Origin of the sequence: Sphingomonas sp. Leaf28 (assembly GCF_001421685.1) — a bacterium.
GTDB lineage: Bacteria > Pseudomonadota > Alphaproteobacteria > Sphingomonadales > Sphingomonadaceae > Sphingomonas > Sphingomonas aurantiaca.
The window spans coordinates 421,500-448,103 of sequence record NZ_LMKX01000009.1 but is presented as its reverse complement, the minus strand read 5'-3'; the positions used below and the strand labels follow the sequence as shown (position 1 = coordinate 448,103).

General features: G+C 66.7%; 21 protein-coding genes. 12 read left to right on the top strand and 9 right to left on the bottom strand.

From position 1 onward, the window contains the following. Nucleotides 1–45: 45 nt before the first annotated feature. From ASE79_RS15270 to ASE79_RS20440, 3 genes are all read left to right on the top strand, one after another. Entirely contained in the window at nucleotides 46–525 is a 480-nt protein-coding gene (locus tag ASE79_RS15270) for a peroxiredoxin (RefSeq protein WP_055877594.1), read from the top strand. 199 nt (nucleotides 526–724) lie between these two features. Then, nucleotides 725–2,161, top strand: coding sequence for an AMP nucleosidase (locus ASE79_RS15265; protein WP_056418356.1), 1,437 nt, complete (start codon nucleotides 725–727; stop codon nucleotides 2,159–2,161). Nucleotides 2,162–2,232: 71 nt separating this feature from the next. Further along, nucleotides 2,233–2,748: a hypothetical protein gene (locus ASE79_RS20440; RefSeq protein WP_082445339.1), complete on the top strand. Its 516-nt coding sequence runs from the start codon at nucleotides 2,233–2,235 to the stop codon at nucleotides 2,746–2,748. A 251-nt stretch (nucleotides 2,749–2,999) separates the two neighbouring features. Here ASE79_RS20440 and ASE79_RS15255 read toward each other — a convergent pair whose 3' ends face one another. The 6 genes from ASE79_RS15255 to ASE79_RS15230 form a co-directional block, all read right to left on the bottom strand. Further along, on the bottom strand, nucleotides 3,000–4,847 hold the full coding sequence (locus tag ASE79_RS15255; RefSeq protein ID WP_056418628.1) for a M2 family metallopeptidase: 1,848 nt from the start codon (nucleotides 4,845–4,847) through the stop codon (nucleotides 3,000–3,002). 229 nt (nucleotides 4,848–5,076) lie between these two features. Next, a complete protein-coding gene (locus ASE79_RS15250) occupies nucleotides 5,077–5,838 on the bottom strand; it encodes an alpha/beta fold hydrolase (protein WP_056418352.1) in 762 nt (253 codons plus the stop codon). A 116-nt stretch (nucleotides 5,839–5,954) separates the two neighbouring features. Continuing rightward, nucleotides 5,955–9,005 carry a YadA family autotransporter adhesin gene (locus ASE79_RS15245; protein WP_056418349.1) on the bottom strand — a complete coding sequence of 1,017 codons (3,051 nt, stop codon included), beginning with the start codon at nucleotides 9,003–9,005 and terminating at the stop codon, nucleotides 5,955–5,957. 463 nt (nucleotides 9,006–9,468) lie between these two features. Then, a complete protein-coding gene (locus tag ASE79_RS15240) occupies nucleotides 9,469–10,494 on the bottom strand; it encodes an aspartate-semialdehyde dehydrogenase (protein ID WP_056418346.1) in 1,026 nt (341 codons plus the stop codon). A 279-nt stretch (nucleotides 10,495–10,773) separates the two neighbouring features. Then, nucleotides 10,774–11,490: an MgtC/SapB family protein gene (locus ASE79_RS15235; protein ID WP_056418344.1), complete on the bottom strand. Its 717-nt coding sequence runs from the start codon at nucleotides 11,488–11,490 to the stop codon at nucleotides 10,774–10,776. A gap of 6 nt (nucleotides 11,491–11,496) precedes the next feature. Next, on the bottom strand, nucleotides 11,497–13,824 hold the full coding sequence (locus ASE79_RS15230; protein WP_082445338.1) for a DPP IV N-terminal domain-containing protein: 2,328 nt from the start codon (nucleotides 13,822–13,824) through the stop codon (nucleotides 11,497–11,499). A 237-nt stretch (nucleotides 13,825–14,061) separates the two neighbouring features. Between ASE79_RS15230 and ASE79_RS15225 the strand changes: the two genes are divergently transcribed. The 6 genes from ASE79_RS15225 to ASE79_RS15200 all read left to right on the top strand — a co-directional run bounded on the left by ASE79_RS15225 (nucleotide 14,062) and on the right by ASE79_RS15200 (nucleotide 20,089). After that, on the top strand, nucleotides 14,062–14,742 hold the full coding sequence (locus tag ASE79_RS15225; protein WP_056418341.1) for a DUF6975 family protein: 681 nt from the start codon (nucleotides 14,062–14,064) through the stop codon (nucleotides 14,740–14,742). 67 nt (nucleotides 14,743–14,809) lie between these two features. Further along, entirely contained in the window at nucleotides 14,810–15,664 is an 855-nt protein-coding gene (locus tag ASE79_RS15220; protein WP_056418338.1) for an AAA family ATPase, read from the top strand. A 134-nt stretch (nucleotides 15,665–15,798) separates the two neighbouring features. Continuing rightward, nucleotides 15,799–16,365 (top strand): CHAP domain-containing protein, encoded by a 567-nt coding sequence (locus tag ASE79_RS15215; protein WP_056418334.1) that lies wholly within the window; start codon nucleotides 15,799–15,801, stop codon nucleotides 16,363–16,365. 203 nt (nucleotides 16,366–16,568) lie between these two features. Next, a complete protein-coding gene (locus tag ASE79_RS15210) occupies nucleotides 16,569–18,482 on the top strand; it encodes a CocE/NonD family hydrolase (RefSeq protein WP_056418330.1) in 1,914 nt (637 codons plus the stop codon). A 12-nt stretch (nucleotides 18,483–18,494) separates the two neighbouring features. Next, nucleotides 18,495–19,673: a vWA domain-containing protein gene (locus ASE79_RS15205; RefSeq protein WP_056418327.1), complete on the top strand. Its 1,179-nt coding sequence runs from the start codon at nucleotides 18,495–18,497 to the stop codon at nucleotides 19,671–19,673. A gap of 74 nt (nucleotides 19,674–19,747) precedes the next feature. Continuing rightward, nucleotides 19,748–20,089 carry a hypothetical protein gene (locus ASE79_RS15200; RefSeq protein ID WP_156359717.1) on the top strand — a complete coding sequence of 114 codons (342 nt, stop codon included), beginning with the start codon at nucleotides 19,748–19,750 and terminating at the stop codon, nucleotides 20,087–20,089. A 273-nt stretch (nucleotides 20,090–20,362) separates the two neighbouring features. Here the strand turns inward: ASE79_RS15200 and ASE79_RS15195 are convergent, their stop codons facing one another. Beyond that, the gene (locus tag ASE79_RS15195) at nucleotides 20,363–21,451 is read right to left on the bottom strand and encodes an anhydro-N-acetylmuramic acid kinase (protein ID WP_200910390.1); all 1,089 of its coding nucleotides are present in this window, start codon (nucleotides 21,449–21,451) and stop codon (nucleotides 20,363–20,365) included. 106 nt (nucleotides 21,452–21,557) lie between these two features. Here ASE79_RS15195 and rimO point away from each other — a divergent pair, with 106 nt between their 5' ends. Continuing rightward, nucleotides 21,558–22,910, top strand: coding sequence for a 30S ribosomal protein S12 methylthiotransferase RimO (gene rimO, locus ASE79_RS15190; RefSeq protein WP_056418616.1), 1,353 nt, complete (start codon nucleotides 21,558–21,560; stop codon nucleotides 22,908–22,910). Nucleotides 22,911–22,969: 59 nt separating this feature from the next. Here the strand turns inward: rimO and ASE79_RS15185 are convergent, their stop codons facing one another. Both ASE79_RS15185 and ASE79_RS21055 read right to left on the bottom strand, forming a co-directional pair. Continuing rightward, nucleotides 22,970–23,254 carry a hypothetical protein gene (locus ASE79_RS15185; protein WP_056418322.1) on the bottom strand — a complete coding sequence of 95 codons (285 nt, stop codon included), beginning with the start codon at nucleotides 23,252–23,254 and terminating at the stop codon, nucleotides 22,970–22,972. Between the two features lie 237 nt (nucleotides 23,255–23,491). Next, the gene (locus ASE79_RS21055) at nucleotides 23,492–23,638 is read right to left on the bottom strand and encodes a lmo0937 family membrane protein (protein ID WP_107957518.1); all 147 of its coding nucleotides are present in this window, start codon (nucleotides 23,636–23,638) and stop codon (nucleotides 23,492–23,494) included. A 164-nt stretch (nucleotides 23,639–23,802) separates the two neighbouring features. On the opposite strand from ASE79_RS21055, the gene ASE79_RS15180 reads away from it, so the two are divergent. Together ASE79_RS15180 and ASE79_RS15175 are read left to right on the top strand one after the other, a co-directional pair. Continuing rightward, nucleotides 23,803–25,194 carry a serine hydrolase domain-containing protein gene (locus ASE79_RS15180; RefSeq protein ID WP_056418318.1) on the top strand — a complete coding sequence of 464 codons (1,392 nt, stop codon included), beginning with the start codon at nucleotides 23,803–23,805 and terminating at the stop codon, nucleotides 25,192–25,194. Then, a complete protein-coding gene (locus tag ASE79_RS15175; protein ID WP_056418316.1) occupies nucleotides 25,191–26,573 on the top strand; it encodes a leucyl aminopeptidase family protein in 1,383 nt (460 codons plus the stop codon). Before ASE79_RS15180 ends, ASE79_RS15175 begins: the two co-directional genes overlap by 4 nt. Nucleotides 26,574–26,604: the final 31 nt, after the last annotated feature.

The window sequence follows — 26,604 nt, the reverse complement described above, 5'->3', positions numbered from 1 at the left end:
GGTACGGCTCGCGCGCGACCACCTCGCGGCGACAGGAGATTTCAGATGACGATCAGCGTCGGCGACCGGCTTCCCACCACCAACCTCGTCAAGGCAACCGCAGACGGCCCCGACCAGGTCGATACGGACAGCTTCTTCAAGGGCCGCAAGGTCGCGCTGTTCGCGGTTCCCGGCGCGTTCACGCCGACCTGCTCGGCCAAGCACCTCCCGGGCTTCGTCGAGAAGGAAGCCGAGCTGAAGGCCAAGGGCGTCGACGAGATCGCCTGCGTCTCGGTCAACGACGCGTTCGTGATGGGCGCATGGGGCAAGTCGGCGGGCGCCGGCGACATCACGATGCTCGCGGACGGCAACGGCGATTTCGCCAAGGCGATCGGGTTGACGATGGACGGCTCGGGCTTCGGCATGGGCACGCGCAGCCAGCGGTATTCGATGCTCGTCAACGACGGCGTGGTCGAGCAGCTCAACGTCGAGGCCCCCGGCGAGTTCAAGGTAAGCTCGGCCGAGCACCTGCTCAGCGAGATCTGATGTAGGAGGGCGGGCGCGATGCCCGCCCTTATTCCCACCCCGGCGAAGGCCGGGGCCCAATTGGCAGGATCGAGGTAACTTCGGGCTTCCCGCCGTTATATCTCTTCCCCAATTGGGCCCCGGCCTTCGCCGGGGTGGTTTCAAACCGGAGGTCGCCCGCAGTCTTGCCAGCGTAACCTCGCCCGCGTAACACTGCGCGATGACACTCGCATCCGACCTCGTCGCCGACCTCGACCGCCTCTACCGCGCCTCCGTCGAGCGCCTCCAACAGGCCATGAGCGCCTATATCGCGGACGGCACCGTCCCCGATCCCGCCAGCCGCACCGATGGCTCGTTCGCCTATCCCGAGATCCGGCTGACCTATAAAGGCGGCGTCGACCGTCCCACCCCGCTGCGCTCGTTCGGCCGCATGGTCACGCCCGGCGAGTACAAGATCAGCGTCACGAAGCCCGCGGTCTTCGCCGAATATCTGATCGAACAGCTCACCCTGCTGATCGAGGATTACGACGTCACCGTCGAAGCGGTCGAAGGCCGCCAGGAAATCCCGTTCCCCTACGTCATCGAACCCGGCCACGCGCTGAGCCTCGACGAGGTGTCCGCGACCGAATTGTCGCGCCACTTCCCCGCCACCGAGCTCGCGCATATCGGCGACGAGATCGCCGACGGTATCTGGGTCGCGCAGGACGATACGCGCCCGCTCGCGCTGTTCGACGGCCTGCGTACCGATTTCAGCCTCGCGCGCCTGCGCCATTACATGGGCACGCCCGCCGAGCACGCGCAGCGCTTCGTGCTGTTCACCAACTATCACCGCTATGTCGACGAGTTCGTCCGCTGGGCCGGCACGCAGCTGGGTGAAGGCAGCCGCTTCACCAGCCTGTCGGGCGCGGGCGGGATCACCATCTCGTCGGGCGACGATATCGACAAGATCATCTCCGACAGCGCGTGGCGGCGGCACCAGATGCCCGCCTATCACCTGATGGCGGACGACCGCACCGGCATCACGCTGGTCAATATCGGCGTCGGCCCGTCGAACGCGAAGACGATCTGCGACCATCTCGCCGTGCTCCGCCCCGAGGCGTGGCTGATGATCGGGCATTGCGGCGGCCTGCGCCCCAGCCAGCGGATCGGCGACTATGTCCTTGCGCACGCCTATCTGCGCGACGACCATGTCCTCGACGACGTGCTGCCACCCGAAATCCCGGTGCCGGCGATCGCCGAAGTCCAGGTCGCGATGGCCAAGGCGGCCGAGATCGTCTCGGGCCAGTCGGGCGAAGAACTCAAGCGCCGCCTGCGCACCGGCACGATCGTCACCACCGACGATCGCAACTGGGAACTGCGCTATTCGAAGTCCGCGCTGCGTTTCTCGCTGTCGCGCGCGGTTGGCATCGACATGGAGTCGGCGACGATCGCCGCGCAGGGCTATCGCTTCCGCGTGCCCTACGGCACATTGCTGTGCGTCTCGGACAAGCCGCTCCACGGCGAACTGAAGCTGCCGGGCCAGGCCAACCGCTTCTACGAACGCGCGATCAGCGAGCATCTGCGGATCGGCATCGAGACGTGCGAGCAGTTGCGGCTCGAGGGCGCCAAGCTGCACAGCCGCAAGTTGCGCGCGTTCGACGAGCCGCCCTTCCGCTAAGCGCGCACATACGGAGCGGATCGCGTACCAATGCGTTACGCATCCGCAATCATTTCTGAGGGAGCATAGCCGTGGCCGACACCGACCCACCCGAGACGGACAGCAAGAAGCCCGTCACCCGGCGCCGTGCCCCTCGCAAGACCAGCGCGCCGAAGTCGGTCGCGGCAACCTCGACCGCCAAGCCTGTCGCGCCGTCGAAACCGACTCCGGTGAGGCCCATATCCGAGGCAAAGTCGTCCGCGGAGTCGACCCCGCGAAAGGCCGTGCCGAAACCCGTCCCAAAACCACGCTCGACCAAGCGCAGCACGCCGCGGCCAGCCTCGGCACGCCCGATCGTGCCGCTCGCTCCGGTCGTAAAGCCGGAGCAAAAGGCGCGCGGCAAATGGGGTGCTGCGGCGATCTTCAGCGGTGTCGCCGTCGCCGGCGCCGCGATCGGCGCGCTGCTCACGCTGCGCGGCAGCACGCCGAAGCTCCCTAGACTGCCAAAGCCCGACCCGGCCCCCGAGCACTCCCATCAGGCCGACGGAACCGACTCGTCAAAGTCGTTCGCCGCCGGCATCGCCGATCCGGGCTCAGTCCCGGAATAACCGCCGTCGGATAATTGCCCCACGCTACCACCACCCCGGCGAAGGCCGGGGTCCAAGTGGAACGTCCCGAGTAAGGACGCACATCGCTCCGTTAGCCCGGTCCCCCCCAACTGGACTCCGGCCTTCGCCGGGGTGGTGGCAAGTCTCCAAGCACTTCGCATGTTCCCCCGCGGAGGCGGGGGCCCAGCTAAAACCAAACATTGCGCGCGTGGCCCTGGATCCCCGCCTTCGCGGGGAAACAGACAGGCTGCTCACCACCCAGTCGGCTTCCCCTTGTTCTGCACATCGAGCCACGCCTTCAACGGCGCGAAATACGCGACCAGCGCCGCGCCCGACATCTGCCGGCTGCCCGTGAACACCTGCAACGCATCCGGCCAGGGCTTCGACTGGCCCATGCTCAGCATCGCGTTCAGCTTCGTGCCGACCGCCTTGTCGTCGTAGAACGAGCAGCGATGCAGCGGCCCCTTCCAGCCCGACTGGTCGCACGCCGCCTTGTAGAACTGGAACTGCAGCACGCGCGCCAGGAAGTAGCGCGTATACGGCACCGCCGCCGGGATATGGTATTTGGCGCCCGCATCGAACTTGGTCTCGTCGCGCGCGACCGGTGGTTTGATCCCCTGATATTGCAGCCGCAGCTGGTCCCACGCCGCCTGATAACCGGTCGCCGGGATCTGCCCCGAGAACACGCCCCAGCGCCACTTGTCGATCAGCAACCCGAACGGCAGGAACGCGACCTTGTCCATCGCCTGGCGCAGCAGCAGCCCGATGTCCTTGTCCGCGCTCGGCACCTTCGCCGCATCGAGCAGCCCGATCTTGACCAGGTAATCGGGTGTGATCGACAGCGCGACGGTATCGCCGATCGCCTCGTGGAAGCCGTCGTTGGCGCCGTTCTTGTAGAGGAAGGGCTGCGCCTTGTACGCGCGCTGATAGTAATTGTGGCCGAGCTCGTGGTGGATCGTGACGAAATCGTCCGCGTTCACCTTCGTGCACATCTTGATCCGGATATCGTCCTGGTTGTCGAGATCCCAGGCCGAGGCATGGCAGATCACGTCGCGGTCGGCAGGCTTGGTGATCTGCGACCGCTTCCAGAACGTCTCCGGCAGCGGCGCAAAGCCCAGCGACGAATAGAACCCCTCGCCCTGCTTCACCATCTTGAGCGGATCATAGCCCTTCGCCTTGAGCAGGTCACCGGTATCATAACCGACGTCGCCCGCCCCCTTCGGTGCGACGATGTCGTAGATATTGCCCCATTCCTGCGCCCACATATTGCCGAGCAGGTCGCTGCGGATCGGCCCGGTCTTCGCCTGCACCGCGTCGCCGTACTTCTCGTTCAGCTTCCACCGCGTATAGGTGTGGAGCGCCATGTAGAGCGGCTCGACCTCTTTCCAGATCTTGTCGGTCAGCGCCGCGAACTGCTCGGGGGTCATGTCGTAGCCCGAGCGCCACAGCGAACCGACGTCCTTGTAGCCGAGCTCGCGCGCGCCTTCATTGGAGATCGCGGTCATCTTGGCATAGTCGCCGCGCATCGGCGCGCCGACCTTGTCGTTCCAGCTCGTCCACATCTCGGTCAGCTTGGCCGGATCGCGCACCGAGCCCATCGCCGCCTCGATGTCCGACCCGTTGATCGGCTTGCCGTCTAGCGTGCCCATGCCCTTGCCATAGGACGACGACATCTTGGTGGTGAGCGTCGACAGTTCCTCCGACGCGCCCGGCCGCGTCGGCGCGGGCAGCGTCAGTCCGCCGCGCAGCAGATCGAGCTTGCGCTTGGTATCGAACGACAGCCCCGGCAGCGACGCATAGCGCGCGGCCCCCAGCGCATACTTCACGCCGAGATCGGTCATCTCCGCGCCCGACTTCGCCGCCAGCGCATCGGTGTCGTCGGTGATGTACGTCGCGTTGACCCACGCCACGCGGCTCGCGTTGATCGAGGCGGCCGCCATCACCCGCTCGGCTTCGGCGACGAACGCATCCGCCTGCGCGACGGTCGGCTTGCCCGCTGGAGTCGGGGTCGCTGCAACGGCAGCCTGCGCGCCGGCGACGGACGGCACTGCGCACAGTGCCCCAGCCAGAGCGAACATCGAAACACTGAACCGAACCATCATCATCCCCTTTTATGCGGGGCACTGATGGCGGCTCGACCGCGCCGTGGTCAACCCGCGATCGGCAATGTCAGCCTCGCCTCAGCCTCGCCCCCGCCCCGCCCGCCCCCCGTCATCCTGACGAAAGTCAGGACCCAGAGCCAAGCACGGCGGCGCCCGTGATCCTAGGTCCTGACTTTCGTCAAGATGACGGAAGAGGTGGCGGAAAGGGTGCCAATCCCTGTGCGGGTCAGCGCGCCAGGAAGTCGGCGATCGCCTGCCCCAGCTCGGGCTTCACCACCGCGCTCATATGGCCGCCGGGCGTCTCGACATACTCGCCATGCGGCAGCGCCGCGGCCAGATCCGGGGCCGATCCGTTATCCTGGTCCTCCGCCCCGCACACGACCAGCGTCGGCTGCTGGATCGCCTTGACGGACTCGATCGGCGTGTCGACGAACGTCTCGAGGATCCCGAGCAACGCCACAGGATCGCCGCCGGTGGTCTTCAGGAACGCCTCGGCCAGCCACTCGGGCGTCCCCTGCACATGCTCGCCGAGCTTGGTCAGGATGTTGCGGAAATGGCCGGCACGACGCGATGTCTGCGTCAGCCCCGCAAGCCCCATCCCCGAGAAGATCACCCGCCGCGGCGTCGCCCCCGTCGCGAGCATCCGCGACGTCGTCCGCGCGCCCAGCGAGTAGCCGCCCAAATCATAGTCCGTCAGCCCGAGATGCGCGACCAGCGCGTGCCCGTCCTGCGTCAGCGCATCCGCCGGATACGCCTCCAGCCCATGCGGCTTGCCGCTTTCGCCATGCGCGCGCAGGTCCGGCATGATCACGCGAAAGCCGTTGGCGGCGATCTTCGCGGCGTGGCCGTAGCGGATCCAGTTGGTCTTCGCGTCGGAGAAATAGCCGTGGATCAGCACCACCGGCCGTCCCTCGCCAAGCTCGCGCCACGCCAGCCGCGTGCCGTCGAAGCTGTCGAAATATTGGGTCTCGCTCGGGGTGCTGGCCACGGTCTCATCCTGATATGGTTCGCCGCCAGTTCGTAGCGCGCGCGCCGTCTGTCAACGCCCGCGAACGAAAACGGGCGACCCGAAGGCCGCCCGCTCACGCCTATCTATGGGGGGTGTCAGAACTGATAGCCGATCCCCCCCGACGCCCCGGCCTTGCCCTGCGAGTCATAGGTGCCGCTCAGCTTCACCACGGTATGGCCGTCGTGGAACGCCTTCGACATGCCGACCGCGACCGCCGATTGCCCGGCATAGGTGCCGCCGCCGATCGCGAGCATGCCCTTGCCAGCCTCGTACGCCTGCGGAAGCCCGGCGGCGGCCAGCGCGCCCGACGTCCCCGCATAGCTGTCGCGGCGGACCGATCGGAGGTCGAAGTCGAGCGCCGCGATTCGCCCATCGGTATAGGCGTTGGCCTGGGTCACCGCCGAGTTGATGCCCGAATTGAGCTGCCCGACATTGACCGCGTCGGTCGTCGACACGCCCGCCGCGACGTTGCTCAGCACGGTCGCCGCACCGCCCGCATTGAACGTCACGTTGGTCCGCGACGGACCATATTGCACCGAGTTGCCGCCCAGCGCCAAGGCAGTGTCCGCCGTCCCCTGCGCAGCTGCGACCGCCTGGTTGGTCGTGTAGAGCTGCCCGCCATTCACCGCCTCGGCAGAGCCTGCCGCCAGCGTACCCGCCGCGACGTTCGCCACGGTCACCGGTGCCGCCGCATTACCGCCAGCCAGCGTCACGGTGTTGGTCCGCGCACCGGTCGCATCGGTGTTGTACGACACGGCATTCGCGGTGGTCAGCGCCAATGCATAGACCTGCCCGCCATTGACCGCGTCGGTTGATCCCGCGGCGATCGCACCACCGGCGACGTTGTGCAGGCCTACCGGCCCCACCGCCGCGCCGACCAGCGTCAGGTCGTTGGTCCTCGTGCCGCCGTTCGGCGTGGTGGCGCTGCCGGGGTTCGAATATTGGACCGGACCAGTGCCGCCATTGCTGATCTGGTTGCCCAGGTTGGTGATCGCGGTCGTGTTGTTCGCGACCTGGACGTTGGTGGCGTTCAGCTGCGATCCGTTGACCGCATCGGTCGATCCCGCCGCGAGGCTGCCCGCCGCGACGTTGGTGATCGTCGTGCCCCCGGCGCCGCCCAGCGTGATGCTGGTCTTGGCGCCATCGTCATACTGCACCGCGCTGGTGCCGAGCGCCGCGACCTGCGCTGCGACGCCGGCGACCTGCCCGACATTGGCGGCATCGGTCGCCGCGGTGCCTGCCGCGACGTTGGTGATCTGCCGCTCCGCACCCGCGGACCCGACCGACACTTCGCCGACCGAGTTCTGCACCCCGCCCAGTCCCAGCGCCGCATAGCCGAGCGTCCCGCCGCGCAATGCCGAGGCGCCGGTGCCGATCGCAACGCTGTTGGCCGCGCTCGCAGTCGCCTCCGGGCCGATCGCGAGGCTGTCGACGCCCGTCACGCTGCCGTCGCCGCGCGTCGAGAGCACCCGGAAGTACCGGATCCCCGCCCCGCCATTGACCGCGCCGTCGACCGCATCGAACACCGACTGGACGCTGCCATAGCGCACGCCGCCAAACCCGATCGAGGCCAGCACGCTGTTGGTCGCCGCGTCATAGGTCGACGCCCCGCCAAGGCTCGCCGCGACCGACGTCCCCAGCCCGACGAGCTGCCCGCCATTGACCGCCTCGGTCGATCCCGCCGCGAGCGTTCCCGCGGCCACGTTGCCCAGCACCACCGGTGCGGCCCCCGCCCCACCAAAAGTCACGCGTGACCGGCTCGGATCGTCATATTGTACCGCCAGCGCGGCCAGATTGCCGAGCTGCCCCGACACGCTCGCCAGCTGGCCGCCATTGACCGCATCGGTCGAGCCGGCCGCGACCACGCCATCGGCCACGTTGTGCAGCCCGACCGGCCCTGCCGCCGCACCGACCAGCGCGACGTCGTTGCTCGGCACGCCACCGTTCGGCACGGTCGGCGTGGCCGCGTCCGTATATTGCACCGCGCCGATCCCGCCATTGGTGATGCTCGTCGTCAGGTTCGTGACATTGGTGTTGGTCGCGAACAGCTGGCTGCCATTCACCGCTTCGGTCGATGCCGCCCCGAGCGTTCCGGGTGCAAGGTTGTCGATCGTGGTTCCCGCGGCTCCCGCCAGCGTCACGCGATCCTGCGCGGCGCTGTTATATTGCACGGCACCGGTTGCAAGCGTGCCGATCTGCGCCTGCACGCCCGCCAGCTGCCCGACATTGACCGCATCGGTCGCCGCGGTTCCGGCGGCGACGTTGGTGATCTGGCGTTCGAGCCCTGCAGAACCGACCGACACCTCGCCGGCCGAATTCTGCACGCCCGCGAGCCCGATCGCGGTGTAGCCGGCTTGCGGCGCACGCGTGGCGACGCTGCCAGCGCCGAGCGCCACGCCGTTGACGCCGGTCGCGCTGGCATCGGTACCGAGCGCGATGGCCCCGGTCGCACCCGCGCCGACCACCGCGCGAGTCCCGAACGCGATCGACCCCGCCGCGGTCGCCGCAGTCGCCGCCGAATTGCCGAACGCCACCGAGTTCGCCTCGCCCGCCACCGCGTCGAGACCCGTCGATCCGAGCCCGGTGATCCGGTTGCCGCCGATCGCGATCCCGGCGGGCGTCCGCAGCGAGAAACTGTCCGCCTGCGTGTCGCAGCGATCCGCCGGACCGACGACCGTGCCGTTGGCGTTCAGGACCTGCAGCGTGATCGGACTGCCGTTCGCCGCATTGTCCAGCAGGCCGGTCGCGTTGATGTTGAGGTTGGACACCGTCAGCGGCGGCACGAGCGCCGAGACGAGCGGCACGGAGATGACCGCGTTGACGCTTCCCAGGATCGGGTTGACCGTCGACTGGATCGGATCGACGACGCCGTTGATCACCGGCCGCAGGATGTCTGTCACCACCGACCGCGGCAGGCTGACGCCTGAGCACGCGCTGACGATGTTGGGCGTTACCGTCTGCGCCGAGGCGGTCTGCGCGGCGAACAGCGTGGTTGCCGCCACCCCGATCAGCGACACCCCGGCGCGCAGCCGGCGCAGCGCGCGGCTGCTCCTGCCAGCCCCCGCCACGGCGCTGGCGGAAGGCATCGTCGCGACGGCGCGGGACTCGGTAGCGGCGGCATGCGGGCGAACAAACGCTTGGTACATCGAACAATCCTCCACTGGCGGCTGCACAGGCAGCGCGAACACTTCCGGATGGCCGACCGTCTTCGGGTCCGACTACCGGAACAGGGCGATGTTCGATCCAACAATACTAACAGTAAGTTACTATAATAAATAAGCAAAATTGAGGAACTCAAAACTTACACCTCTGTTATTTGACACTCAATACTACTCAAAATGGATCCAAACCGAAACCGTTCCAGGTTTTACAGGGTTAAATTCATCAGCGATGCCGGCATCTCGTCTTGCAACGCTGCTCACTAATCAGGTCGAAGTGGCAGATATCACCGCATCCGGTTTTTATGCTGGCATAAGTGGTTGGATCCGCGTCGTTTCATCGAATCGGTCCGGCCGTCGACGACTCGCAAAAACACCGCGCCTTCACCCTGGGTGAGGACGCGGTGTCGAGGTCGCTTTCGAAGGAAACGGGGGCCCGCCCCCGCGGCGGTTACGCCTTTTGCAGATGCCTGCGCCCGAGCAATTCAGCGATCTGCACCGCGTTCAACGCCGCACCCTTGCGGAGATTGTCGCTGACGCACCACAGGTTCAGCCCGTTCTCGACGGTCGGATCCTCGCGCACGCGGCTGATATAGGTCGCGAAGTCGCCGACGCATTCGATCGGGGTGATGTAGCCGCCGTCCTCGCGCTTATCGACCAGCATGATGCCGGGCGCCTCGCGCAGGATGGTCTGTGCCTCCTCGGCCGAAATCTCGTTCTCGAACTCGATGTTGATCGCTTCCGAATGGCCGACGAACACTGGCACGCGTACGCAGGTCGCGGTGACCTTGATCTTCTTGTCGAGGATCTTCTTGGTCTCGACGACCATCTTCCACTCTTCCTTGGTCGAGCCGTCGTCGAGGAAGCTGTCGATGTGCGGGATCACGTTGAACGCGATCTGCTTGGTGAACTTCTTGGGCTCGGCCGGATCGCCGACGAAAATGTTGCGGCTCTGCTCGAACAGTTCGTCCATCCCCGCCTTGCCCGCGCCCGACACCGACTGATAGGTCGAGACGACGACGCGCAGGATCTTCGCCGCGTCGTGCAACGGCTTCAACGCGACGACCATCTGCGCGGTCGAGCAGTTCGGGTTGGCGATGATGTTGCGTGCCCGGTAGCCGTCGATCGCCTCGGGGTTCACCTCGGGGACGATCAGCGGCACGTCGGGGTCCATGCGGTACAGCGACGAATTGTCGATCACGACGCAACCGGCGGCGGCGGCGATCGGCGCGTAGACGGCCGTGCCTTCGGAGCCGATCGCGAACAGCGCCATGTCCCAGCCATTCCAGTCGAAATGCTCGATATTCTGGCATTTGATTTGGCGGCCAGTGTCGCCGTAATCGACCATCAGCCCCTGGCTGCGCGACGAGGCGACGCAGGCGATCTCGTCGGCGGGAAACTCGCGCTCCGCCAGGATATTGAGCATCTCGCGCCCGACATTGCCGGTCGCCCCTGCGACCACCACCCGATAACCCATGTCATAACTCCGATTGGACTTGCCCGCGCAGTACCGACGTTGCGCGGGCAGGTCCAACGGCTTTCGACTTGTTGCGCGGATAGCGGGGGTTGGGGGGGGGGGGGCGGGNAGCGCTGCGGCGGCAAACAGGCGAAGCGCGCTCATGCGCGGCCTCCCGACGGCACGACCTGGAAGGTCTTGGGCCCAATTGGAAGGTCGCAGTAACGAAGCGCAGCGCTCCGTTAACGCCGTCCCCCAATTGGGCCCCGGCCTCCGCCGGGGTGGTGACCTTGCGCGCCCTCAATCATGCGTCCGCGCCTGCCACGTGGCATGCTCGATCCGGTGGACCTTCGCGAGGTGATCCGTAATCGCATCCAGCTCCTCCGACGGCACATTCGTCGCCACCAGAGTCACCGCGATCTCCACCCGGTCCTCGCCGCGCTCGGTCACGTCGAGTTCCGCCACCTGCAGCTGCACCGCCTCGAGATGCTCCACCACCAGGTCGCCAATCGGCCCGGCATCCGCCGCCGCCGCGGTCACCATCACGCTGTAGGTCGCCTCGATCGTCCGCCCCTCGGTCGGGATCCGGTTAATCCCGTCGACCAGCGGCCGCAGCGCAGTGTTCGCCAGCAGCACGATGAAGGTCAGCAACCCCGCCTCCGCGATCATGTCGCTCCCCGCGCAAGACCCCACCGCCGCCGAGCACCACAAGGTCGCCGCGGTATTCAGACCGCGGACGTTCATCCCCTCCTTCATGATCACGCCCGCGCCAAGGAAGCCGATCCCCGACACGACATAGGCGATGATCCGGATCGACTCGACATCCCCGCCCAGCCGCTGGCCCAGATCGACGAACGCCGCCGATCCGAGCGCGACCAGCGTGTTCGTCCGCAATCCCGCAGTCCGCTGGCGATATTGCCGCTCCGCCCCGATCAGCGTCCCGAACACGAACGCGGCGGCATAGCTCACCACCGTGTCGAGGAACGGCCACAAATGAAACGTCTCGACGAACCGCACCGGCGCTTACTTCACCGGCGCCGACGCAGCTGCCTCGGGAACCGGCTTGTCCTTCACCGTCCGGTCGAGGAAGTTCAGGATCGTCCCCCAGACATGCTCGCTGATCCCCGGCCCCGCCACGCGGTGCGTATAGCCGGGGTAGAACATCATCTCGAACGGAGTCGCGGTCGCCTGCATCCGCGCGGCGACCTTGGTCGAATTGTCGAGGAACACATTGTCGTCCGCCATGCCGTGGATCAGCAGCAGCGGATCGACGATCCTGTTCGCGTCCTCGACCGCCGCCGAGGTGGAATAGCTCGCCGGGTCCTTCGCCGGATCGCCCAGATACCGCTCGGTATAATGCGTGTCGTACAGCTGCCAGTCGGTCACCGGCGCGCCCGACACCGCCGCCGCATAGACGCCCGGCGTCTTCTCCAGCATCTTGAGCGACATATAGCCGCCATAGGACCAGCCATAGGTCGCGATCTTGCTAGGTTCGACGAACGGCAGCGACTTCAGGTAGTTCGCGCCCGACAGCTGGTCCTCGACCTCGACCGTGCCCATCGCGTGATAGATCTGGTCCTCGAACGCCTTGCCGCGATTATACGAGCCGCGATTGTCGATCTTGAAATAGATCCAGCCGCGATCGACCAGATATTGCGGCAATCCGCCCTGCCAGCCGCGCGTCACCTGCTGGCCCGTGCCGGGGCCGCCATAATGTTCGAAGAACACCGGGTATTTCTTGCCGGGCTCGAGCGGCGGGGTGATCATCTCGTAATAGAGCGTCATCCCGTTCTTGGCCTTCAGCGTCCCGAACTTGGTCTCCTGATGGCTCTGCAGATACGGGTAATAGGGATGCCCCTCGACGACCGCATTCTCGTTGATCCACGACAGCCGCTTGCCCGTCGCGTCCGCCAGATAGACCTGCGTCGGCTGTTTCGGGTTCGAGCGCGAGATGATGAACCGGCTCGCGGCCGCATCCATCGTCGCGCTGTTCCACCAGCCCGCCTCGGTCAGCTTGGTGATCACGTTCGGCTTGGCGACATCGACCGAATAGAGCTGCTGCTCGAGCACGTCGTCCTTGTTGCCAAGGAAGAACAGCCGCCCTTTTGCCTCATCGACCCCCACCAGATCGGTGACGACCCAGTCGCCCTTGGTCATCTGCGTCCACTTGCCCGACGCGAACCGGTAGAGATGGCCATAGCCGCTACGCTCGGACCGCCAGATCAGGCTGCCGTCCTTGAGCACATGATAGGCATCGGACAGGTTGAGCCAGCTCTTCGCGCCCGATTTCTCGGTAAACAGCACGGTCGACTTGCCCGTCGCCGGATCGACGCGGAGCATCTCGAGCAGCTTCTGGTCGCGGCTCTGGCGCTGGACCAGCAGCATCCGGCCATCGGGCGTCCAGTCGACGCGCGCGAGATAGATATCGGGGTTGGTGCCGAGATCGACCTTCACCTGCCCCGAACCGTCCGGCTTCATGATATACAGCTCGACCAGCACGTTCGGCGTACCCGCGGCCGGATAGCGCTGCTCGTACACCTTGGTCCCCGTCGCGCCGATCGACGCGCGCGTGGCGGTGTGCACCGGCGCCTCGTCGAACCGCTCGACCGCGACATAGCGCTCGTCGGGTGACCACCAATAGCCGGTGCGGCGATCCATTTCCTCCTGCGCGACGAACTCCGCCTCGCCGAAATGCACCGTGCCGCCGCCGCCCTTGGTGACGGCCTGCGCGGCGCCACCCGCCAGCGGCTGGACGAACACGTTCTGGTCGCGGACGAACGAGACGAAGCCGCCCTTGGGGCTGACCACCGGGTTCAGCTCGCCGCCGGGGGTGTTGGTCAGCCTTGTGACCTTCCCGTCGAGCCCGGCGAGATACAGGTCGCCGTCGAGCGGCACGAGGATCGACTTGCCGTCGGGCGCCCAGTCATAGGCGACGATCCCCTTCTGCCCGCCGATCCGCGCGCGCTCGCGCTGCATCTTCTCGGCTTCGGTGAGTTCCGCGCCGCTGCCGACGCTCTTCGAATCGACCAGCATCCGCGCCTGACCGGTCGCGGTATCGACCGCCCACAGATCGAACCGCTCCTTCTCGTCGTCGCGGTTGCGCAGCGACGTCAGCAGCGTGCCGTCGGGCGACAGCCGCACCGCGCGCGGCTGCGATCCCGACAGGTCCGGATTGCCGAACACGCGCGCCATCGTCAGGTCGCCGGGCGCCGCCGCCTCGACCGGCCGCACCGGCGCAGGCTCAGCCACAGGCGCCGCCGCCGCCGGCTTTTGGGCCGGCGTCACTTGGTCAGCGGCCATTGCGGCGGTTCCGACCGAGGCAAGCGCAAGTCCGAGCAACCATGTTCGCATCCTGTAGACTCCGTGGGATCATCCCGCCGGATACCCCCCGACGGCCCGAAGATATTCGGTGGCGCGTTATCGCGACGGCATGCCGGGACGTAAAGGGCGCATCGCAGCGTCGATTTCGGCGCGGAGGACCGCCGCAATATTCGTCACCGCGTAAACCGTGTCTTTACGCGCATCGTGTAGAGCACCGGCAGGCACCATGCCGTGGACGATCGGTCCGCGGTCCAGCACGAGCGAAGTATGATGGTCTCGACCGCGATACCACAGGGCAGCGACGCCGCGGGCGTACCCAGCGCATGGCAGGCGCTCGTCCGGCTGGGCGAGGCCGATGGCAGCGCCGCGCACCCGCATTTTCGCCGGCTGGTGGGCGGCGAGCAGGGGCAGCGCAACCTGTCCGACGCGGTCCACGCGCTATGCGCGGTGCACGGCGACCATCCCGGCCTGATCGCCGACGTGATGGCACGCGCGGTCCAGCCCGAGGCCCAGGAATGGCTCGCCGCCGCCGCCGCCGGGTTCGTCGACGAACGGACCTATCTCGCGCAGCTCACCGCCGCGGTCGGCCCGCTGCCGTCGACGCCCGGCCAGGCGGAAACCGAATCGGCGCTCGTCGGCGAACGCCACGCGCTCGAAATGCTCGCCCGGTCCGAACGGCGCGGCTGCGCGACGGGCGCGGTCGCCGCGTTGTTGCGCGACTGGGCAGCGATCCGCGCGATGCTCGATGTCGCCGCCGACTATTTCGGCCTCGACGTGCCTGCGCCGACGCTCCCCAGCACGGCCGATACCGCCGCCGCCATCACCGACCTCGGCAGCGCCCCCGGCCCGCAACGCGCGATCCTGTTCGGCGCGCAACAGCTCTTCGCGCAACATCGCGGCCTGTGGGCGCTGCTCGAAGCACGAGCGAGCGCGCGTGGCGATCTCTAACGCGCTTGCGCTGGACGACGCTTCCCCTCTATCCATACCCGGTATTCAGAACCGGACGGGATATCGCATGAAGCGCTTCGAGGGCACCCAGAGCTACGTCGCGACCGACGATCTGAAGGTCGCGGTCAACGCCGCGGTCACGCTGCGCCGTCCGCTGCTGATCAAGGGCGAACCCGGCACCGGCAAGACCGTGCTCGCCTATGAGATCGCCAAGGCGCTCGGCGCGCCGCTGATCGAGTGGAACATCAAGTCGACCACCAAGGCGCAGCAGGGCCTGTACGAATATGACGCGGTCGCCCGCCTGCGAGACGGCCAGCTCGGCGACGAACGCGTCCACGACATCGGCAACTATATCCGCAAGGGCAAATTGTGGGAGGCGTTCACGCAACCCGCCCCGCCCGTCCTGCTGATCGACGAGATCGACAAGGCCGATATCGAGTTCCCGAACGACCTGTTGCAGGAACTCGATCGGATGGAATTCCACGTCTACGAGACCAAGGAAACCGTCCGCGCGGTCGAGCGCCCGATCGTCATCATCACCAGCAACAACGAGAAGGAACTGCCCGACGCGTTCCTCCGCCGCTGCTTCTTCCACTATATCAAGTTCCCCGATCGCAGCACGATGCAGGCGATCGTCGACGTCCATTTCCCCGGCATCCAGAAAATCCTGGTGAGCAAGGCGATGGACCTGTTCTACGACGTCCGCGACGTACCCGGCCTCAAGAAGAAGCCCTCGACCAGCGAGCTGCTCGACTGGCTGAAACTGCTCCTCCACGAGGACATGCCCCTCGACATCCTCCAGAACCGCGACCCCACCAAGGCGATCCCCCCGCTGCACGGCGCCCTGCTCAAAAACGAACAGGACGTGATGCTCTTCGAACGCCTCGCCTTCATGGCGAAGCGCCAGAAGAACCAGGGGTAAGGGCGCCGGACCGATCGCGAGAACGGTCCGTCCGCGGCACCACACGCGCCGACCTGCCCGAAAACCACGGTCGACGCATGCGTTAACTATAGCGCGAAACCGGCTAGTCACCTTGATCTGGGTAAGTCTTGGGGATGAAGCGAATCCCCCGATTGCTCCTCTGCCTTACCCTTGCCGCCTCCGCGGCGACGAGTGCCACTGCCGGTTCGCTGCTCAACTATGTCGGCGAGTGCGTGCCGTTCGCGCGCGCCGCGTCGGGGATCCAGATCTATGGCAATGCCTGGACCTGGTGGAGCCAGGCCGACGGCAAATACGAGCGGACGCACAAGCCCAAGGAAGGCGCGGTCATCGTCTTCGCCAAGACCGCGCGGCTGCCGATGGGGCATGTCGCGGTCGTCAGCCGCGTCGTCGAGAAGCGGGTCGTGATGCTCACCCACGCCAACTGGTCGCGACAGAACGGCGAACGCGGGCACGCCGAACAGGACGTGACGCTGTTCGACGTCTCCCCGCGCAACGACTGGAGCGACGTGAAGGTCTGGTACAAGGACGTCGACGGCCTCGGCGGCGGGATCTACCCCGTGTACGGTTTCATCTACGGCCACGCGCACGCGGCCGCCGAACTCACCAGCCGCAACCCCGATTATGTCGGCGCACTGATCGACGCCTATGTCCCCGGCAGCGGCGAGCCGGTCGCGCGGTAAGCGCTCTTACCGTCATCCTGCCCCCCCTACCGTCATTCTGCCCCCCCCTACCGTCATCCTGACGAAAGTCAGGACCCAGAGCCAAGAACCGCGCCGCCCGTAACCCTGGGTCATGACTTTCATCAGGATGACGGTGCGAGCGGTGTTGCCGCCACCCGCCAAACCGTGCCACCACCGTCTGCGAAAAGACGGTGAGGATGACGATGCGGTTCAAGGCTTTCACGACGATCACGCTCGCCCTGCTCGCGACGTCCGCGCCCTCGCTCGTCGGCGCGCAAAAGGAAAAAACCCCGCCCCCCGGTGGCGACATCCCCGCCAAGTTCGTCCCTGCCAACGCAAGCTTCGATTTCGACCGCCGCGAGGTCGATATCCCGATGCGCGACGGCGTCACGCTCCATGCGGTCATCGTCCAGCGCAAAGGCCTCACCGACGCGCCGATCCTGCTTCAGCGCACGCCCTACAATGCCGATAGCGTCGCCAGCCGATCGTCGAGTTCCAGCGGCGCGATGAACCTGCGTGCGTCCGACGCGATGTTCTTCGACGCAGGGTACATCCGCGTGTTCGAGGACGTCCGCGGGAAGAACGGCTCGAACGGCGCGTACATCAACGAACGCCCGCTGATCGGCCCGCTGAATAAAACCAAGGTCGACCACTCGACCGACGCCTACGACACGATCGACTGGCTGGTGAAAAATCTCAAGAATTCGAACGGCCGCGTCGGCATCATCGGCGGCAGCTATGACGGCATGATGGCCGCGATGGCGCTGGTGAACCCGCACCCCGCGCTCAAGGCCTCCGTCCCGATCAACCCCGTGATCAACACCTGGAAGGGTGACGACGACTTCCACGGCGGCGCGTTCCGCCAGATCGGTTACGACTATTACTACAGCCAGGACGCCGCAAAGGGCGAGGCCGGCGACCTGTGGCGCGACGCGTACGACGATTACGACACGTTCCTGCGCGCCGGATCGGCCAGCGATTTCGTCAAGAGCCGCGGCCTCGGCCAGCTCCCCTTCGTCAACCGGATGCACGATCACCCGACCTACGACTCGTTCTGGCAGGGCCAGGCGCTCGAGACGATCCTGCCCAGGCAGCCGCAGACGGTGCAGACGCTCTGGGTCGCCAGCCAATGGGACCAGGAGGACATTTACGGCGCGGTCGCAGCGTATGAGGCGGTGTCGAAGGTCGATCCCAACCACGTCAACCACCTCGCGCTCGGCCCCTGGGCGCATGGCGGCGCGAACGGCGACGGCTCGACCTTGGGCGCGATCCGCTTCGATGCCGACACCGCGCTCTGGTTCCGCAAGAACGTCCTGCTCCCCTTCCTCGACGGCGCGCTCAAGACCGGCGCGACGCCCGCACCGCTCGCCCCCGTCACCGCGTTCCAGACCGGCACCAACCAGTGGCAGACGCTCGCCGGCTGGCCGAGCTCCACCGCCACGCAAAAACTCTACTTCCAGCCCATGAGCGGCCTCGCCCCGACTGCGCCCACGCAGGACGGCCGCGACGACTATGTTTCCGATCCCGCCAAGCCGATCCCCTACCGCCTCCGTCCGATCCGCCCGACCTATGCGACCGGCTCGACCTGGCGGCAGTGGCTCGTCGACGATCAGCGTCCCTTCTCCGACCGCACCGACGTCCTGACCTACCAGACGCCGTCGCTGACCAGCGCGGTCGCGATCGCCGGCGCGCCCGTCGCGGACCTGATTGCCAGCACCACCGGCACCGACGGCGATTTCGTCGTGAAGCTGATCGACGTCTACCCGGCGGAATATTCCGACAAGCCCGACATGGGCGGCTACCAGCTCGCAGTCTCGATGGACATATTGCGCGGCCGCTACCGCGACGGCTTCGACAAGCCGACCCCGATCGTCGCCGGCCAGCCGACGCACTTCCGCATCGTCCTGCCCAACGCCAGCCACGTCTTCCTGCCCGGCCACCGCATCATGGTGCAGGTCCAGTCGAGCTGGTTCCCGCTCTACGATCGCAACCCGCAGACCTATGTCCCCAACATCTTCGACGCCAAGCCCGCCGACTATCGCAAGGCGACGATCAGCGTCTTCCACGCGCCGACGCAGGCCAGCGCGATCGAACTGCCGATCGCAGCGGCGAAGTGAGGAAATGACCCCATGTTCCTGAACTTCCTCGACGAACTGCGCAGCGCCGGCATCCCCGCCAGCCTCAAGGAGCATCTTCTCCTGCTCGAGGCGCTCGACGCCGAGGTGATCGAGCCGACGCCAGAGGATTTCTACTACCTCTCCCGCGCGGTGTACGTGAAGGACGAGGGGCTGCTCGACAAGTTCGACCAGGTCTTTGCCAAGGTCTTCCGTGGCCTCGCCACCAGCTACGGCACCGCCCCCGGCGAGGTGCCCGAGGACTGGCTGAAGGCGGTCGCGGAGAAATTCCTGACGCCTGAGGAAATGGCCGCGATCAAGTCGCTCGGCTCGTGGGACGAGATCATGGAGACGCTCAAGAAACGTCTCGAGGAGCAGAAGGAACGCCACCAGGGCGGCAACAAATGGGTCGGCACCGGCGGCACGTCGCCCTACGGCAATGGCGGCTACAATCCCGAAGGCGTCCGCATCGGCGGCGAAAGCACGCACAAGCGCGCGCTGAAGGTCTGGGACCAGCGCGAATTCCGCAACCTCGACAACACGCGCGAGCTCGGCACGCGCAACATCAAGGTGGCGCTGCGCCGCCTTCGCCGGTTCGCGCGCGACGGCGCCGCCGACGAACTCGATATCGACGGCACGATCGCCGGCACCGCGCGCCAGGGCTATCTCGACATCGTCATGCGCGCCGAGCGTCGCAACGCGGTCAAGCTGCTGCTGTTCCTCGACGTCGGCGGCTCGATGGATCCGTTCGTCAAGCTGTGCGAAGAACTCTTCTCGGCCGCGACGACCGAGTTCAAGAACCTCGAATTCTTCTATTTCCACAATTGCCCGTACGAGGGCGTGTGGAAGGACAATATGCGCCGCTTCGCCGAACGGACGCCGCTCTGGGACGTGCTCCACAAGTTCGGCCATGATTACAAACTCATCTTCGTCGGCGACGCGTCGATGAGCCCGTACGAGATCACGCATCCCGGCGGCTCGGTCGAGCATTTCAACGAGGAGCCGGGCGCGGTCTGGATGCAGCGGTTGACGACCACCTATCCGGCGGCGGCGTGGCTCAATCCGGTGCCCGAGGCGCAATGGGGCTATTCGCAAAGCGTCCGGATCATCCGCGAGCTGATGACCGACCGGATGTACCCGCTGAGCCTTGCCGGGCTCGACGACGCGATGCGCGAACTGACTCGCAAACGCTAGGCAGGCGGCCGTAACGGAACCGTCATGGTGGCGGTCGGTTTAACGTGCATCATTTCCAACCCAAGGAACGCCTGATGTCGTCGATCCCCAACTCCGCCATGCCGCATGCCAAGGTCCATCACGACGACGATCACAAGCCGAAGCCGCCAAAGCCCCCCAAGGCTGGCGCGAGCGACTGGGTCGAGGACGCGACCGACGCGGCAAAGGCCGGGCTAGCGACCGCGACGGACGCAGTAAAGTCGCACCCGAAGACCGCGATCGCGGTCGGCGCGACGGTGATCGCCGGGATTGCAGCGGCGATTGCAGCGCCAGCCCTGCGCGCCAAGGACTCGGCCGAGAAGAAGCCCGACCCGAAGAAGCCAGCGCCGCACAAGCCCGAGCCGAAAAAGCCGGCCAAGGCGAAGAAGCCGCACTGATACGCCCGCGCCCCCTCTAACACACCACCCCGGCGAAGGCCGGGGTCCAGTTGGAAAGGTCGCAGTAACGGAGCGCCCCGTTAGTTAGCCACGTCCCCCAACTGGACCCCGGCCTCCGCCGGGGTGGAAGAAGAAGCGGTGCAAGAGACGGGGGCGAGCGCTCTAACTCAGGCTCCCCCCGCCCCCTTGTTCTCCCGCGAAGGCGGGAGCCCAGTCTGGGCTCCCGCCTTCGCGGGAGAACATACTTTCTCCGAAGGGCTCCCCCACCCCGACTCAAACCCGGTCCACGACCCCGCCAGCCATCGCCACCGGCACCCCCGTCGTCCCTGGAAAACTGATCGGCAGCCCCCTGAGCGTCCGCACCGCCATATAGGCAAAGCCCTCCGCCTCCAGCGCATCGCCGTTCCACCCAAGCGCATCGGTCGGCTCGACCACCAGCCCGGTCCGTTCCGCAATCATCTCCAGCATCGTCGGATTGTGCCGACCACCCCCCGCCACCAGCAGCCGCACCGGCCGCGCGGGGAGATGCCGCATCGCCTCCGCCACCGTCGCCGCGGTAAACGCGGTCAACGTCGCCGCGCCGTCCGCCGCCGACAACCCCCGCGCTGGCTGGATCGTGAAGTCGTTCCGATCGAGCGATTTCGGCGGCGGCGCGTCGAAAAACGGGTGGTCCAGCATCGCCGTCAGCACCGTCTCGTCGACCCGCCCCGACGCCGCCAGCGCACCCCCCGCATCGTACCGCGCGCCCGTCTCCGCTTCGACCCAGCTGTCGATCAGCCCGTTCGCCGGCCCGGTATCGAACGCCACCAGTTCTTCCGCCCCGCCGGGAATGAAGGTGATGTTCCCCACCCCGCCAAGGTTCAGCACCGCGACCGGCCCCTCGAGCCCCGCTGCCAGCGCCGCATGATAGACCGGCAGCAACGGCGCCCCCTGCCCGCCCGCCGCGACGTCCGCAGACCGAAAATCCGAGACCGTCGTGATCCCCGTCGCGCGCGCGACCGCAGCGCCGTCGCCGATCTGCCACGTCCAGCGCCGGTCCGGCCGGTGCGCGATCGTCTGGCCGTGAAAGCCGATCACGTCGACATCCGCCGCCGCCACGCCCGCATCGGCGAGCAGCTTGTGCACCGCGAACACGTGCGCGCGCGTGATGAGTTCGCCCGCCGCGACGACCGGCGGGCTCGCCCGCGGCCGTTCGAACGTCAGCGCCATCCGCGTCGCCTCCGCGAGCTGAGCGCGCGCGGCATCCGAATAGGGCTCGCCGCGGAACGCGATCGGCCGCACGAAGGCCTCGCCGTCGGTCTCGATCAGCGCCGCGTCGATCCCGTCGAGCGACGTTCCCGACATCAGTCCAATGGCCAGCATTTAAAATCCTTCCCGGGCACCGCGTATCGCAATCGGCCCTCCCATGGATGATGCCCCTTGCACCGCCTAGAAAAAACCGAACTTTGCGCCTATGTGCGCGGGCTTCATGGCAACAACACTCCCCTCCCCGCCGAAAATCGGCATGGTCTCGCTCGGCTGTCCGAAGAACCTGGTCGATAGCGAACGGATCCTCACGCAGCTGCGCGGCGACGGCTATCAGATGTCGCCGGATTATGCCGGCGCGGACATCGTGCTCGTCAACACCTGCGGCTTCCTCGATTCGGCGAAGGAGGAAAGCCTCGAGGCGATCGGCGAAGCCATCGCCGAGAATGGCCGCGTCATCGTCACCGGCTGCATGGGCAAGGAAGCCGACGCGATCCGCGCGCGCTTTCCGCAGGTGCTCGCGATCACCGGCGCGCACGAATATGAGCAGGTCGTCGGCGCGGTCCACGACGCCGCGCCGATGCCGCCATCGGCGTTCCTCAACCTGATCCCCGACGCCGGGCTGAAGCTCACGCCGCGCCACTACAGCTATCTGAAGATCTCGGAAGGCTGCAACCACCGCTGCTCGTTCTGCATCATCCCGAGCTTGCGCGGCGACCTCGTCAGCCGCCGCCCCGACGCGATCCTGCGCGAGGCCGAAAAGCTCGTCGAAGCCGGCACTAAGGAACTGCTGGTCATCAGCCAGGACACGTCAGCCTACGGCGTCGACCTGCGCCACGCCAGCTGGCCGGTAAAGGCCGGCGGCCCAATGTCGCGCGGCGAATCGCGCGAGGTGCGCGCGCACATGACCGATCTGTCGCGCGAACTCGGCAAGATCGCCCCCTGGGTGCGCCTGCACTACGTCTACCCCTATCCGCACGTCGATCACGTCATCCCGCTGATGGCGGAGGGTCTCGTGCTGCCCTATCTCGACATTCCGTTCCAGCATGCCGCGCCGTCGGTGCTGCGCCGGATGAAGCGCCCCGGCAACGACGCCAAGGTGCTCCAGCGCATCCACAAATGGCGTGAGATCGCGCCCGACATCACGATCCGCTCGACCTTCGTCGTCGGCTTCCCCGGCGAGACCGAGGAGGATTTCCAGTATCTGCTTGACTGGCTCGACGAGGCGCAGCTCGACCGCGTCGGCGCATTCCGCTTCGAACCCGTCGAGGGCGCCGCAGCCAACGCGCTGCCCGACCATGTGCCCGAAGCGCTCAAGGAAGAGCGCTACGCCCGCATCATGGAAAAGACCGCGGCAATCTCCGCGGCCAAGCTGCAGGCGAAGATCGGCCGCACGCTCGACGTGATCATCGACGCGGTCGACGAAGAAGGCGCGACCGGCCGTTCCAAGGCCGACGCGCCCGAAATCGACGGCGAAGTCTTCCTGCGCGACGCCGGCCATCTGAGCGTCGGCGATATCGTACCGGTCACGATCGAGGACGCCGACGACCACGATCTCTACGGCGTGCCCGTATAAGTCTCCCGGGGTCGGGGCATCGGGATGCTATGCTGGATCGCCGTACCAGCCCGATCGCCCTAGACCTTCCGACCCGCTGTCCCGCGCAGCGCGGCGAGCGACCCGACCGCCGTGGCGGCGAATGCACCGCCGAAGAACGCCGTCGTCGTGACGGCGGTCAACCCTTCGGGCAGCAGCGTTCGGAAGAGACCGACGGCGATGATGCCGCCAATGCTGCCGATCACCCCGATGGCGAGGTCCCACCAGGGCTCCGGGTCAGGACCGGGGCCTGGATGCGGCCAGCGCCACCAGCCTGGCCACTTCGTTCCACACCAGCCGATCATCGCAAGATAGGCGTATAGCATACAACCTCCTTAGAGCCGAAAAGCCTGCAAGGTGGCTGTAACGGATCGATGGCAATCTTTGCATCTCGCGCGAGACTTGCAACATACAATGGGTTCGATTTGGCGGTGTCTTTGCAAACACCGCCGATCTCGATAGTTTTTAGTACAACCCATCGACCAATTTCATGGCATCGGCGATTTCGATTTGGGCATGTACTTGATCTTGTAAACCGACTGGCAATAACGCCATTATGCCGGTCAGACGACGTTGCGCCCGGTGAACAGCTTCACCAGCACGACGATGACCGCGATCACCAGAAGGATATGGATCAGCCCGCCGGCGACATGGAAGGCGAACCCGGCCAGCCAGAGAATAAGCAGGATGATGGCGATGGTATACAGCATGGTTCTAGTCCCCTCGGAAGTGACGGGCTCCCGGCCCCGCCATAAAACGTCGCTATATTGATCCATGTTCCGTCAACATTTCTGCCATAGCCTAACCCCCTCTACCGACGCGGTATTAAAATCACGGCGTTGCACCGACGACCCGGTTCTGCTTCGTTGCGGCGATGTTGACCCGCCTTCTCGCCGTCGCCGCGCTGCTGCCGGCTCCCGCCATCGCCCAGTCGCTCACCCCTGCCGAGACCGCGCAGATCGACACGCTCGTCGCCGGCGCGCTTGGCGACACCGGCGTCCCCTCCGCCTCGATCGCGGTCGTGCGCGGCGGGCGGATCGTGTTCGCCAAGGCGTACGGCAAACCCTCCGAGGCGATCGCGACGGCGGACCCGAAACTCCCCTACCAGATTGCCTCGATCTCCAAGCAGTTCACCGCCGCCGCGGTCCTGCTGCTCGAGGACGAAGGCAAGCTGTCGCTCGACGACACCGTCGCCAAATACATCCCCGGCGTCACCGGCGGCGACCGCATCACGATCCGCCAGTTGCTCAGCCACACCTCGGGCCTCCAGGACTACTGGCCGCAGGATTACAGCTTCGCCGCGATGGCCAAGCCCGTCACGCCGCAGCAGATCGTCGACCGCTGGGCCAAGAAGCCGCTCGATTTCGCACCCGGCACGCAGTGGCAATATTCGAACACGGGCTATGTCGTCGCGGGGATGATCGTCGAGAAGGTGACCGGCCAACCACTCCTGTCCTTCCTCCAGCAGCGCATCTTCAAGCCGCTCGATATCCGCGCGCTCGATCAGGACAAGGCGATCGGCAAGGCGTTCCCGCAAGGCTATGGCCGGTTCGCGCTCGGCCCCGTCCGCGCCGAGACGCCCAGCGCGGATGGCTGGCTCTACGCCGCCGGCGAACTCTCGATGAGCGCGCAGGATCTCGCCAAATGGGACGTCGCACGCCTCTCCCGCACCACCCTCCCCGCCGACGACTGGGCCGCACAGGAAACCCCCGTCAAGCTCGCCGACGGATCGAGCAACGGCTACGGCCTCGGCGTCTTCACCGGCAGCGCAGACGGTCGTCGTTATGTCGAGCATAGCGGCGAGGCGGTCGGCTTCCTGTCCGAGAACATCGTCTACCCCGACGACAAGGCCGCGATCGTCGTCCTCACCAACAGCTGGTTCAGCGACGCGGTCGGCCGCATTTCGAAGGGCGTCGCAAAGATCGTCCTCCCGCCCGCGACCGCCAGCGCAGAGGACACCGCCGCCCTCACCCGCGCGCGCGCCGTCTACGACCAGCTTCGCACCGGCACGCTCGACCGCAAGGGCCTCACCGAAGACGCCAATTACTACTTCAAGCCGGTCGCGCTCGCCGACTACAAATCGAGCCTCGGCATACTCGGCGAGCCCACCGCATTCGCACAAACCGGCAAGACGCGCTTGCGCGGCGGCTTCGTCAACCGCACCTATCGGATAACCTATTCCGACCGCACGCTCTCGCTCAGCACCTATGCCGAGCCAGGCGCGAACGGCCGGTACGAACAACTTCTGGTGGCACCCGCTTCATGACCGACTTCGCTTCGATGCTCCTGCCCGACCGCGGCCAGCCCGCGCGGACGATCCACGTCGTCCATCCCGACGCCTACGATGCCTGGCTCGGCACGCAGCCGCAGCGCGTCCGCACGACCGTCGCCGCGCACCGCCTGACCGGAAAAGCCGGCGACCGCGCAGTACTTCCCGGCGACAGCGCCGACGACTGGTCGATGCTGCTCGTTTGCAACGAAGCGCTGACGTCGCCATGGCGGATAGCCTCGCTCGGTGCGTCGCTGCCCGCGGGCACCTACCGCCTCGCGGACGGCCCGGTGGGTGCCGCCGGGCTCGGCTGGATGCTCGCCCAGCACCAGTTCACGCGCTACGTGAAGCCCGAGCCGACCGGCGCTCGCATCCTGCTGACCGCCGACGCCGCGTCGATCGACGAGACCGTGCGCCTTGCCGAAGCCACCGCGATGGTCCGCGATCTGGTCAACACCGGCGCCTCCGACATGGGCCCCGCCGACCTCGAAGCCGCCGCGGAGACGCTCGCCAAGCGCCACGGCGCGACCGTGACGACCACGCGCGGCGATGCGCTGGCAACCGGCTACCCGATGATCCACGCGGTCGGCCAGGCCGCTGCCAAGGACCGCGCCCCGCGGCTGATCGAGCTCGAATGGGGCGACCCCGCCCACCCGCGCATCGCGCTGGTCGGCAAGGGCGTCACCTTCGACACCGGCGGGCTCGACATCAAGCCGTCCGCCGGCATGCGGCTGATGAAGAAGGACATGGGCGGCGCCGCGCACGCGCTCGCGCTGGCGAGCCTCGTGATGGCCGCCAAGCTCCCCGTCCGGCTCCATTTGCTGATCCCCGCGGTCGAGAATGCCATCGCCGGCAACGCCTTCCGCCCCGGCGACGTGCTCGCCACGCGCAAGGGTCTGACGGTCGAGAACACCAACACCGATGCGGAGGGTCGCCTCGTCCTCGGCGACGCGCTCACCAAGGCCGGTGAGAGCAACCCGACGCTGATCCTCGACTTCGCGACCCTCACCGGCGCGGCGCGCGTCGCGCTCGGCCCCGACCTCCCGCCGCTGTTCACCGACGACGAGACGCTCGCCGCCGACCTGCTCGCGGCCGGGATCGAGCAGACCGACCAGATGTGGCGCCTGCCGCTCTGGAACGCCTATGACGAGATGCTGCGCTCGGACGTCGCGGACATGGTCAACGCCCCCGATGGCGGCTTTGCCGGCGCGGTCACGGCCGCGCTGTTCCTCCGCCGGTTCGTGCCCAAGGGGACGACGTGGGCCCACTTGGACGTGTTCGCCTGGCGTCCATCGGCGAAACCTGGCCGACCCAAGGGTGGTGAGGCCTACGCCCTGCGTGCCACCTTCGCGATGCTGGCGAAGCGGTTCGGCTAGACCGTTCCCGCCTTCGCGGGGGAACGGGCTA

Bases quoted from the DNA above. Each gene is read 5' to 3' on its own strand.
- ASE79_RS15270 (WP_055877594.1), top strand. From the start codon at position 46: ATGACGATCAGCGTCGGCGACCGGCTTCCCACCACCAACCTCGTCAAG.
- ASE79_RS15265 (WP_056418356.1), top strand. From the start codon at position 725: ATGACACTCGCATCCGACCTCGTCGCCGACCTCGACCGCCTCTACCGC.
- ASE79_RS15255 (WP_056418628.1), bottom strand. From the start codon at position 4,847: ATGGTTCGGTTCAGTGTTTCGATGTTCGCTCTGGCTGGGGCACTGTGC.
- ASE79_RS15245 (WP_056418349.1), bottom strand. From the start codon at position 9,005: ATGTACCAAGCGTTTGTTCGCCCGCATGCCGCCGCTACCGAGTCCCGC.
- ASE79_RS15240 (WP_056418346.1), bottom strand. From the start codon at position 10,494: ATGGGTTATCGGGTGGTGGTCGCAGGGGCGACCGGCAATGTCGGGCGC.
- ASE79_RS15230 (WP_082445338.1), bottom strand. From the start codon at position 13,824: ATGCGAACATGGTTGCTCGGACTTGCGCTTGCCTCGGTCGGAACCGCC.
- ASE79_RS15225 (WP_056418341.1), top strand. From the start codon at position 14,062: ATGATGGTCTCGACCGCGATACCACAGGGCAGCGACGCCGCGGGCGTA.
- ASE79_RS15220 (WP_056418338.1), top strand. From the start codon at position 14,810: ATGAAGCGCTTCGAGGGCACCCAGAGCTACGTCGCGACCGACGATCTG.
- ASE79_RS15215 (WP_056418334.1), top strand. From the start codon at position 15,799: ATGAAGCGAATCCCCCGATTGCTCCTCTGCCTTACCCTTGCCGCCTCC.
- ASE79_RS15210 (WP_056418330.1), top strand. From the start codon at position 16,569: ATGCGGTTCAAGGCTTTCACGACGATCACGCTCGCCCTGCTCGCGACG.
- ASE79_RS15205 (WP_056418327.1), top strand. From the start codon at position 18,495: ATGTTCCTGAACTTCCTCGACGAACTGCGCAGCGCCGGCATCCCCGCC.
- ASE79_RS15200 (WP_156359717.1), top strand. From the start codon at position 19,748: ATGTCGTCGATCCCCAACTCCGCCATGCCGCATGCCAAGGTCCATCAC.
- ASE79_RS15195 (WP_200910390.1), bottom strand. From the start codon at position 21,451: ATGCTGGCCATTGGACTGATGTCGGGAACGTCGCTCGACGGGATCGAC.
- rimO (WP_056418616.1), top strand. From the start codon at position 21,558: ATGGCAACAACACTCCCCTCCCCGCCGAAAATCGGCATGGTCTCGCTC.
- ASE79_RS15185 (WP_056418322.1), bottom strand. From the start codon at position 23,254: ATGCTATACGCCTATCTTGCGATGATCGGCTGGTGTGGAACGAAGTGG.
- ASE79_RS21055 (WP_107957518.1), bottom strand. From the start codon at position 23,638: ATGCTGTATACCATCGCCATCATCCTGCTTATTCTCTGGCTGGCCGGG.
- ASE79_RS15180 (WP_056418318.1), top strand. From the start codon at position 23,803: ATGTTGACCCGCCTTCTCGCCGTCGCCGCGCTGCTGCCGGCTCCCGCC.
- ASE79_RS15175 (WP_056418316.1), top strand. From the start codon at position 25,191: ATGACCGACTTCGCTTCGATGCTCCTGCCCGACCGCGGCCAGCCCGCG.